The sequence below is a fragment of the Stenotrophomonas sp. BR163 genome (assembly GCF_047520985.2).
In the GTDB taxonomy this organism is placed as follows: domain Bacteria; phylum Pseudomonadota; class Gammaproteobacteria; order Xanthomonadales; family Xanthomonadaceae; genus Stenotrophomonas; species Stenotrophomonas sepilia.
Window position 1 is genome coordinate 1 of the sequence record NZ_JAXBRE020000055.1, and the last position, 6,174, is coordinate 6,174.

6 protein-coding genes are annotated in these 6,174 nt (G+C 66.0%); all 6 read left to right on the top strand.

The genetic code is table 11. The annotated features are described in order from the left end of the window. The coding region (locus ACM0PY_RS20940; protein WP_495493298.1) for an IS3 family transposase at positions 1 to 98 on the top strand (98 nt) is incomplete at its 5' end. 307 nt (positions 99 to 405) lie between these two features. After that, on the top strand, positions 406 to 2,676 hold the full coding sequence (locus ACM0PY_RS20945) for a methyl-accepting chemotaxis protein (RefSeq protein WP_180886106.1): 2,271 nt from the start codon (positions 406 to 408) through the stop codon (positions 2,674 to 2,676). A 37-nt stretch (positions 2,677 to 2,713) separates the two neighbouring features. After that, positions 2,714 to 3,583, top strand: coding sequence for a CheR family methyltransferase (locus ACM0PY_RS20950; protein WP_049416359.1), 870 nt, complete (start codon positions 2,714 to 2,716; stop codon positions 3,581 to 3,583). Then, a complete protein-coding gene (gene cheD / locus ACM0PY_RS20955) occupies positions 3,580 to 4,176 on the top strand; it encodes a chemoreceptor glutamine deamidase CheD (RefSeq protein WP_014037083.1) in 597 nt (198 codons plus the stop codon). The genes ACM0PY_RS20950 and cheD overlap by 4 nt, the downstream gene beginning before the upstream one ends. Further along, positions 4,173 to 5,246, top strand: a complete 1,074-nt coding sequence (locus ACM0PY_RS20960; protein ID WP_061479291.1) for a protein-glutamate methylesterase/protein-glutamine glutaminase — start codon at positions 4,173 to 4,175, stop codon at positions 5,244 to 5,246. Before cheD ends, ACM0PY_RS20960 begins: the two co-directional genes overlap by 4 nt. A 410-nt stretch (positions 5,247 to 5,656) precedes the next feature. Next, complete coding sequence (locus ACM0PY_RS20965; RefSeq protein WP_414609418.1) at positions 5,657 to 6,070, top strand: hypothetical protein; 414 nt, start codon at positions 5,657 to 5,659, stop codon at positions 6,068 to 6,070. Positions 6,071 to 6,174 lie beyond the last annotated feature (104 nt).

Below are 6,174 nucleotides of genomic sequence, written 5' to 3' on the forward strand. Positions count from 1 at the left end.
TGGAGTACATCAAGTACTACAACCAAGAGCGAATCAGATTGAAATTGAAGGGGCTAAGCCCGGTAAAGTACCGGGAGCAGGCCCAATCGGCCGCCTGACCCCGTCCAAGTCTCGGGGGTCACTTCAGAGGGGGGTTTATGGCGTGTCCTGCCTGCCCACCCCGGCCCAGCCACTTACTGACAATCCAGCGCCGACCAGCCGCTGTTGCTGTTGCTGTTGCTGTTGCTGTTGCTTCAAAACCAGCCTGCCGCAGGCAGCGCCGCAGCCGCCGCTGCAGGAAAAACCTGAATACGTTCCGACACCGCACCTCAATCCCCCGCCCCCGCGGCCGATAACGGGGTTGTCACAGTCTGTCTGCCGTGACCGGCTCGGCGCCGCCCGCCTGCTTCAACCGGGTCCTGCTCGATGAATCTCCTGCATCGCTGGCAACACTACTTCAGCAATCTTTCCGTCCGGCGCAAGCTCAACCTGCTGACGCTGCTCATCGCGCTCGGCGTGATCGCGCTCTCGGTGATCGCCGCCCGCATGCAGTACCTGGATCTCACCGAGACCCGCAAGGCCGCACTGAAGACCCAGGTCGAACTGAGCTACGGCATCCTCCAGTACTACCACCGTCTGGCCGGTACCGGCGAACTCAGCGAAGAGGCTGCCAAGCGCGCCGCGCTGCAGGCACTGGAAGTGATGCGTGCAGAGAACGATACCTACTATTTCAACGTCTACGACACCGGCTACCGGCTGCTGATGCACCCGTTCCGCAAGGACCTGGTCGGCAAAGACATGAAGGACTTCCGCACCGACGATGGTGTGCGCATCTACTACGACCAGGTCGAAGCGGCCAAGGCCGGTGGCGGCTTCGTCAACTACCGCTGGGCCAAGCCGGGCAGCAAGGGCGACGTCGAGAAGGTTGCCTACGCCGGACTGTTCGCGCCGTGGAACTGGGTGGTCAGCAGTGGCGTCTACATGGACGACGTGCAGAAGCAGGCGCTGGTGTTCACTGCCATCATGACAGTCTCCGGCGGCGTCCTGGTGCTGATCGTACTGGCCCTGAGCTGGGTCATCGGCAATCGCATCGCCGTGCCGTTGAAGCAGGCCACGGCCGTCGCCGAGGGCATCGCCGCCGGCAAGCTCGACAGCCATATCGGCCCGCAGCCGCACGATGAAACCGGCCGCCTGCTGGACGCCATGGCCGGCATGCAGCAGCAGTTGCATGCGGTCATCACCGGCCAGCGCGAAATGGCCCGCCGCCACGACGGTGGCGAACTCAGCTACCGCATCGACGCCAGCGCCTTCCCCGGCGAGTACGGGCTGATGGTGCAGGAAACCAACGCCCTGGTGGGTAGCCACGTGCAGACCCTGCACGATGTGCTGGACGTGGTGCAGCAGTACGCGGTCGGTGACCTGAGCCGCGACATCGTCCGCTACCCGGGCGAGAAGGCGGCGATGACCACCACCGTCGACACCGTCAAGGCCAACCTCGGCCGCATCAACGCCGAGATCAAGCAGTTGGCCAGCGCCGCCGCTGCCGGCGACTTCAGCCGCCGTGGCGATGCGCAGCGCTTCGACCACGATTTCCGCCTGATGCTGGAAAACCTCAACGCGATGATGGCGGTCAGCGATGACAACCTCGGCAAGCTGTCGCAGCTGCTGTCGGCCATCGCCGAGGGCGACCTGACCGCGCGCATGCACGGCGATTACCAGGGCGTGTTCGCCCGCATGCGCGACGATGCCAACGCCACGGTCGCGCAGCTGACCCAGATCGTCGGCCAGATCCAGGCCAGCGCCTCCAGCATCACCCTGGCCGCAGGCGAGATCGCCTCGGGCAACAGCGACCTGTCGCGCCGGACCGAGCAGCAGGCCGCCAATCTGGAAGAGACCGCGGCCTCGATGGAGGAACTGACCTCCACTGTGCGCCAGAACGCCGAGCACGCCCGCCAGGCCAACCAGCTGGCCATCGGCGCGCACGGCGTCGCCTCGCAGGGCGGTGAAGTGGTCGGCCAGGTGGTCACCACCATGTCCGCCATCGAAGCCTCGTCGAAGAAGATTGCCGAGATCATCTCGGTGATCGACGGCATCGCGTTCCAGACCAACATCCTGGCACTGAACGCCGCCGTGGAAGCCGCGCGTGCCGGTGAACAGGGCCGCGGCTTCGCCGTGGTCGCCAGCGAAGTGCGCACCCTCGCCCAGCGCTCAGCCGCTGCCGCCAAGGAGATCAAGGGCCTGATCGATGACTCGGTCGGCAAGGTTGCCGAGGGCTCCAGCCTGGTCCACCAGGCCGGCAGCACCATGGGCGAGATCGTCGCCTCGGTGCAGCGCGTCACCGACATCATGGCCGAGATCTCCGCGGCCTCGCAGGAACAGAGCGCCGGCATCGAGCAGGTCAACCAGACCGTGGTGCAGATGGACGAGACCACCCAGCAGAACGCCGCACTGGTGGAGGAAGCCACCGCTGCCGCACGTGCGATGGAAGACCAGGCCGCACAGCTTGCAGATGCCGTGGCGATCTTCCGGCTCGACAACCAGGTCTCGGCCGCAGTGAAGGCTGTCGCCGAACGCGTGGAACCGGCGCGCATCACCACCGTGGCACGTCCGCAGCCGACCAGCACCCCCGCGCCGGCACGTCGCAGCAGCAACGCCAGCACCTTCGCCGCCAGCGACAGCGACTGGCAGGAATTCTGAGACCCACCCGTGGCGGCTTCGGCCGCCGCCCCCGCCGATGGACACGTCCCCCGTGCAAAGTCCTACTCCCATCGTTACCGGCCCACGCGAATTCGAGTTCGCCGACCGTGATTTCCGCCGCGTCTGCGACCTGATCTACCAGCGCGTAGGCATTGCGCTTGCGCCGGCAAAGCGCGACATGGTCTATGGCCGCCTGTCGCGCCGCCTGCGCACGCTGGGCATGCGCAGCTTCCAGCAGTACCTGGACCATCTGGAACAGGAAGATGGTGACGAGTGGCAGGCGTTCACCAACGCCTTGACCACCAATCTGACCTCGTTCTTCCGCGAACCGCACCACTTCGACAAGCTGCGCGAAGAGCTGCAGCAGCGCTCCAGCCGCACGCCGTTGCTGCTGTGGTCGTGCGCAGCGTCCACTGGCGAAGAGCCCTACTCGATGGCGATCACCGCGTGCGAGGCCTTTGGCACCCTGAAGCCGCCGGTGCGCATCATCGCCACCGACGTCGACACCCAGGTGCTGGCCACCGCCGGCCGCGGCGTCTACAACATCGATCGCGTCGCCAGCCTCGATCCGGACCTGCGCCGCCGCTACTTCCAGCGTGGCAGCGGCCCCAACGAGGGCCAGTGCCGCGTACTGCCTGCGCTGCGCGAGCTGATCGAATTCCGCCCGTTGAACCTGCTCGCCCCGCGCTACGACGTCGGTGGCCCGTTCGACGCACTGTTCTGCCGCAACGTGATGATCTACTTCGACAAGCCGACCCAGCGCGCGATCCTCGGCCGTCTGGTGCAGCACCTGGCCGATGACGGCCTGCTCTACACCGGCCATTCGGAGAACTATCTGCACGCCGCCGACCTGATCCAGCCCTGCGGCCGCACCCTGTACCGCCGTGCGGCGAAGGCCGGCGCATGAATGCTTCGCTGCGTACCGACGATGTGATGCGCTACCAGGATGCGCGCTTCCAGACCATCGCCGCCAAGCTGCTGCCCACCCAGTACCTGGTGGTCGATGACACCACCGCGCTGACCACCACGCTGGGCTCGTGCGTAGCCGCCTGCCTGCGCGACCCGGTGCTGAAGATCGGCGGCATGAACCACTTCCTGCTGCCCGAGGGCAACGCCGGTGACGGTGCGCCCGCGCGCTACGGCAGCTACGCGATGGAACTGCTGATCAACGACATGCTCAAGCGTGGTGCCCACCGCAAGCGCATCGAGGCCAAGGTGTTCGGTGGCGCCAACGTGCTGAAGGGCTTCACCAGCAACCCGGTTGGCACCCGCAACGCCGAGTTCGTCCGCCAGTACCTTCAGGCCGAGCACATTCCGATCATTGCCGAGGACCTGTGCGGCATCCATCCGCGCAAGATCTGGTTCTTCGCCGATACCGGCCGCGTGGTGGTGCAGCGCCTGCCGCATGCGCATGAGGCCGAGGTGGCCGCCACCGAATCGGCGGTGCGTGCGCGCCTGTCCAAGGCGCCGGTCACCGGTGGCGTGGAGCTGTTCGAATGACCTTCACCGGCAACGCCCCCTGCCGGGTCCTGATCGTCGACGACTCCGCCGTCGTGCGGCAGATGCTCACGGAAATCCTGTCCAGCGACCCGGCCATCGACGTGGTCGGCACCGCGGCTGACCCGCTGCTGGCGCGCGAGAAGATCAAGCGCCTGCTCCCGGACGTGATCACCCTGGACGTGGAAATGCCGCGCATGGACGGGCTGGCGTTCCTGGAAAACCTGATGCGCCTGCATCCGCTGCCGGTGGTGATGATTTCCTCGCTGACCGAGCGAGGCGCCGACACCACCCTGCAGGCACTGGCGCTGGGCGCCGTGGATTTCGTCTCCAAGCCCAAGCTGGACGTGGCCCGTGGCCTGCAGGGCTATGCCGAGGAGATCATCGCCAAGGTCAAGATGGCGGCGCGCTCGCGCGTGCGCCCGCTGGTGCGTGCCAGCGCCCCCAAGCTCACGCTGGACGCAACGCCGGCGATGCGTGCTGCCTCGCCGCAGTTCCGCACCACCGACCGCCTGATCGCGATCGGCTCGTCGGCCGGTGGCACCGAAGCGCTGCGCGTGGTGCTGGAAGGCATGCCTGCCGATGCACCCGCCGTGGTGATGACCCAACACCTGCCGGCCAGCTTCAGCAGCGCCTTCGCCGAGCGACTGGACCGCCATTCGGCGATGGCCGTGCGCGAGGCCAGCGACGGCGAAGCAGTACTGCCCGGCCACGCCTACCTGCCGCCCGGCGGCAAGCACCTGCGCATCATCCGCGACGGTGCGCGCTGGCGCTGCCGCGTCGACGACGGCCCGGCAGTGAACCGGCACAAGCCCGCGGTGGACGTGCTGTTCCGCTCGGTCGCGCAGAGCGCCGGTGGCAATGCGATCGGTGCCATCCTCACTGGCATGGGTGACGACGGCGCGCGCGGCCTGCTGGAAATGCGCCAGGCCGGCGCCCCAACGCTGGTGCAGGACGAAGCGACCAGCGTGGTCTGGGGCATGCCCGGTGCCGCGTTCAAGCTGGGCGCTGCCGAGGAACAGGTGCCGCTGGAGCGGGTCGCCGAGCGGTTGCTCGCCCTCGCCCGCGGCTGACAGGCCCCTGTAGAGCCGAGCCCACGCTCGGCTCCGCTCCCTGCTGGACACCTCCAAGAGACGTCAGGCTCAATTGCCGATCCGCCGCCAGCACTTTCGACCATTGATGTTTCAACGGCGCTGATCGAGGCTTGATCGTGCCGCAAGCCATGCGCGTCAACCGGGAGCCCGCAACATCGACTGGAGCGCGGCTGGAGCGGGTCGTATAGTCAGGTATCGCACAGCAATGGAACGCCGATGAACGTTACCCCGCAAGGCCGCGCTGCTCGGGTACACAGGGTGGGAAGTCCGGGTAACGGACAATACCCACTGCGCAACCTGTCGCATTTGCCCGGATGTGGCGCCGTCGTTCGTGATGAGACCGCATGTTCCAAGGATCAAGGACAATCCTGCAGCGACGTGGACCGCTCATGCTGAAACCCGTCCCCAGCCTTGCTCATGTTGCGTTGATCGCCTTGATCACACTGGTTGTTGCAGGCTGCAACAAGGAACGCTCGTTCCCGGTCTATCGCGAGAATCCCGCGCCCAGGGATGCGCTGCCGATTGTGATTCGGGTCCACGATGCACCCGTGGATGTCCCCGTTCCTTCGGTCTTCGTCACGTATGAGATAGACCCACTCTGTCTCCCTCCGGTCAACAATTGGGAGGGGGTGCAGTACGAGCCGAACCAGCACAAGGTTGAGGTTCAGGCACAGCGCCTCAGTGCAACTGAATTCAGCAGTGCTGTTTTCAACGACGGTATGGAAGTTGCCGACTATTACGGTCGTGGCCCCTGCACTTGGACACCCGTGCTCGTGGAAGCTGGACCGGCCAGCCTTTCGTAGACATCCGGTTGCCATAATTGATGGCAATGACCGAGGTGTTTATGGGCAACAGCAAGCAGTACACGGATGAGTTCCGGGCAGAGGCGGTGAAGCAGGTGATCGAG